Here is a 4,188-nt window from a genome sequence, read left to right on the forward strand (position 1 = left end):
TATCCCCCGAATCCCGCCCGCCACAGCGCGCGCACGGGTTCGCGCGCGGCGGCGGCCTCGTCGGGGGCGACCCGCGAGGGGCGCTCGTTGAGGCGCTGGCGGTGCTGCAGGCGGCGCAGCTCGCGGTAGCTGTCGGCGCAGGCGGCGGCCAGGTCGGCGGGGATCAGGCCGAGCTCGCCGGCGATGCGCAGCAGCGCGATGTTGCCGAGGTTGCCGGTGAGGCGCGGGTGGTCGTGGCTGTGGCCGAGCACCAGGTACTGGATCAGGAACTCGACATCGATCAATCCGCCTGCGTCGTGCTTGAGGTCGAACACCTCCTCGCCCTTGCTGCCGTGCGCGTCGCGCATCTTGTGGCGCATCGCCAGCACCTCGGCGCGCAGGCTGGCGAGATCGCGGCGCATGCACAGCACCTCGCAGCGGATACGCTCGAAGGCCTCGCCGATCGCGCGGTCGCCGGCCGAGAAGCGCGCCCGGGTGAGGGCCTGGTGCTCCCACACCCACGCCGACTCGCGCTGGTAGCTGCGGAAGGACTCGAGCGAGCTCACCAGCAGGCCGGATTCCCCGTTCGGGCGCAGGCGCAGGTCGGTCTCGAAGAGCTGGCCGGCGGCGGTCTGGCTCGACAGCCAGGTGCTGACGCGCTGCGCGAGTCGCGTGTACACCTCGGGCGCCTCGGCGGCCTCGTCGTCGTAGAGGAAGACGATGTCGAGGTCGGAGGCGTAGCCGAGCTCCTTGCCGCCGAGCTTGCCGTAGCTGATCACCGCGAACCCGGGCTCCTCGCGGTGGCGGATCTTGATGCGCCGCCAGCACAGCGGCAGGGTGAGGTCGAGCACGATGTCGGCGAGCTCGGAGAGGTGGTCGGCGAGCTTCTCCACCGTGAGCAGGCCGGCGAGGTCCTGGGTGAGCAGGCGGAAGACCTGGGCGTGATGGCGCTCGCGCATCAAGTCCATCTGGCGCTCCATGTCGGGTTCGAGCGTCTCCAGCTCCTCGCTCAGGCTGGCGCGGAAGGTCTTCCAGTCGGGGGCGTTGTCGAGGTTGCGCGCGTCCAGCATCTCGTCGAGCAGGATCGGGTGGCGGGTGAGGAATTGCGCCCCCCAGCGCGAGGCGCTCATCAGGTCGGCGACGCGGCGCAGCGCCTGCGGGTATTGCTGCAGCAGGGCGAGATAGGCGCCGCGGCGGCCGATCGCGTCGAGGAGGTCGAGCATGCGGGCGAGCGTGTCGTCCGCGCCCGGCGTGGTGGCGGCGGCCTCGAGCACGCGCGGCATCAGCGCGTCGAAGCGGCTCTTGATGTTGTTGGGGAGCTGGCGGTAGCGCGGGCTGGCGTGCATCGCGGCGAGGCGCTCGGCGGCCGCGCGCGGGTGGCGGTAGCCGAGCTCGCCGAGCGCGTTGGTGGCGGCCTCGGTGTCGCGCGCGTTGGCCCAGGTGGCGTCGAGGCTGTGGTCCTCCTCGGAGGGGTCGCCGAACACGCTGTCGAAGTGCCTGCTCACCACCTCGCGGTGGGCGTCGAGCACCTCGAGCAGCGCCGTGTAGTCGGCGAAGCCCATGCCCTCTGCGATCAGCGCGCGGTCCTCGTCCCTCTCCGGCAGGTCATGGGTCTGGGCGTCGTCGAGGTATTGCAGGCGGTGCTCGAGCCGGCGCAGGAAGACGTAGGCGGTCGACAGCTCCGTCACCGCCTCCTCGGACAGGATGCCGCGCTCGGGCAGCAGCGCGAGCACCTTGAGCGTGGGGCGTACCTGCAGCGCGGTGTCGCGCCCGCCGCGGATGAGCTGGAAGACCTGGGCGATGAACTCGATCTCGCGGATGCCGCCGGGGCCGAGCTTGACGTTGTTGGCGCGCTCGCGGCGCGCGACCTCGCGGCGGATCTGCGCGTGCAGCTCGCGCATCGCGTTGATCGCGCCGAAGTCGAGGTACTTGCGGAACACGAAGGGGCGCGCGAGCTGCTCGAGCTCCGGCCAGCGCTCGCCCAGCATCACCCGCGCCTTGATCCAGGCGTAGCGCTCCCACTCGCGGCCCTGGGTGACGAAGTAGTTCTCCAGCATGTCGAAGCAGCACACCAGCGGGCCGGAATCGCCGTTGGGGCGCAGGCGCATGTCCACGCGGAAGACCTGGCCGTGCTCGGTGATCTCGGCGAGCGCCTGGATGAGCTGCTTGCCGAGCTTCTCGAAGAACTCGTAGTTGCTGATCGACTTGCGCCCGCCGGTGTCGCCGTCCTCGGGGTAGATGAAGATCAGGTCGATGTCGGAGGACACGTTGAGCTCGCGCCCGCCGAGCTTGCCCATGCCGACCACCAGCAGCTCCTGCTCCCAGCCGGTGGGCGAGAGCGGCTGGCCGTAGCGCTCGACGAGCGCGCCGCGCAGCACGTCGTGGGCGTGGCGCAGGGCCACCTCTGCGAGCAGGGTCATGGTCTCTGTGACCTCGGCGAGCGGGGCGCCGAGCGCGAGGTCGCGCACGATGAGGTGGCACAGCGTCCACATGCGCAGCTGGCGCAGGGCCGGGCGCAGCGCGCCGTCGCCGCCGCCGTAGAGGACCTCGCGCGCGGCCACGAAGCGCTGCAGGTCGGCCTCGGCGAGCGGGCGCTCGATGCTGGCGGCAAGCGCCTCGGCCAGCCAGGGCTGGCTGTCGAGCATGCGCGCCAGGTAGCGCGACAGGCGGCGCGCCTGCGCCACCGCGGGCGGGAGGGCGGGGGCGGGAACGCTGTTCGGGGCGGACATCGGGGACTCCAGTGCGGCGCGAGAAGGGGCGCAAGAAGGGGGAACGAGAGGAGGATCGAGACTTGGTAGAATGCGCGCGCGTCGGCGGTCCGGTGGCGGGCGCGATCCCGGCATTCTAGCGGCCTGCGCCATGCGCCGGCAGCGCTGCAACCGCGCTTGTGCGCAACGTCCTGCGAGTATCCGACTGAGCTCCTCCACCCCGCCCGCACCTGTCGAAGCCGTCCCCCGGCCCGCCGCCGGCCTGCCCGTCGCGCGCGGGGGCTGGGGGCGTGCGCTCGGCCGCCTGTTCGACGCGCTGCTGATCGTCTGGTGCGTGCTCGCGCTCGGGGTGCTGGCGCTGCGCCATCTCGTGCTGCCGGCGGTGGGCGAGTTCCGTGCGCCGCTCGCCGAGCTGCTCGGCGAGCGCCTCGGCGTGGCGGTGGCGATCGAGCGCATCGACGGAGGCTGGGCGGGCTGGCGGCCGCGCCTGCGCCTGGCCGGGGTGAGCCTGGCCGATGCACAGGGCCGCCCGGTGCTGACCCTGCCGGAGGTCGACGCCACCCTGGCGTGGTCCTCGCTGGCGATGCTCGAGCCGCACTTTCACCGCCTCGAGATCCGTGCGCCCGACCTGGCGGTGCGGCGCGATGCGGCGGGAGCGCTGCACGTCGCCGGGATCGAGCTCGCGCCGGGGGAGGCGGCCGGCGACGGCGGCCTCGGCTGGCTGCTCGCGCAGCGCCAGATCCTCATCCACGGCGCGCGCCTGGCCTGGACGGACGAGGCGCGCGGCGCACCGCTGCTCCAGCTCGAGGAGGTGGCGTTCCGCCTCGACCGGCGCGCACGCCCGGCGCGCTTCGCGCTCGAGGCGCGGCTGCCGGCCGCGCTCGGCGAGCGTGTGCGCCTGCGCGGCGAGTTGCGGCGCATCGACCCGCTGCGGCCGCAAAACTTCGCCGGCCGGCTCCATGTCGAGCTCGGGCGCACGGCGCTGGGTAGCTGGCGGCCCTGGATGGACCTGCCCCTCGGCCTGGAAGGCGAGGGTGCGCTGCAAGCCTGGCTCGACGCCGACGGACGCGGCGCCCACGCGCTGACCGTGGACCTCGCGCTCGATCGCGCCCGTGTGCGGCTTGGCGAGGCGCTGCCGGTGCTCGCGCTCGACCGCCTCGATGGCCGCGTCGAGCTCGCCCGCAACGAGGACGGGATCCGTGTCGCCGGCCGCGGGTTCGCGTTCGAGTCCGCACAGGGGCTTGCGCTCGAACCCACCGATTTCGAGCTGGTGCTGGAGCAGCGCGCCGAGGGTGGACCGGGCGATCGCGAGCACGCAGGCCGGACGGGCGAGCACGGGGCCGCCGCAAGCGGCGGACGCCTCGTCGCCGAGCGGCTCGAGCTCGCGACGCTCGCCGCGCTTGCCGCCCACCTGCCGCTCGAGGCCGATCTGCGTTCGCGCCTGGCGGCGCTGGTGCCGCGCGGCCGCGTCGAGGACCTTCGTCTCGCCTGGAAGGGCGAG

At 73.3% G+C, this 4,188-nt stretch carries 2 protein-coding genes; one reads left to right on the plus strand and one right to left on the minus strand.

The genetic code is table 11. The features are described 5' to 3' along the window. Positions 1-2,708, minus strand: a 2,708-nt coding sequence (gene glnE, locus C667_RS20820) for a bifunctional [glutamate--ammonia ligase]-adenylyl-L-tyrosine phosphorylase/[glutamate--ammonia-ligase] adenylyltransferase (RefSeq protein ID WP_004381835.1), incomplete at its 3' end; no start/stop codon positions are given. A 130-nt stretch (positions 2,709-2,838) separates the two neighbouring features. Here glnE and C667_RS20825 point away from each other — a divergent pair. Continuing rightward, a partial coding sequence (locus C667_RS20825) for a YhdP family protein (RefSeq protein WP_004381837.1) occupies positions 2,839-4,188 on the plus strand: 1,350 nt, incomplete at its 3' end.

The organism is Thauera phenylacetica B4P (assembly GCF_000310225.1).
GTDB lineage: Bacteria > Pseudomonadota > Gammaproteobacteria > Burkholderiales > Rhodocyclaceae > Thauera > Thauera phenylacetica.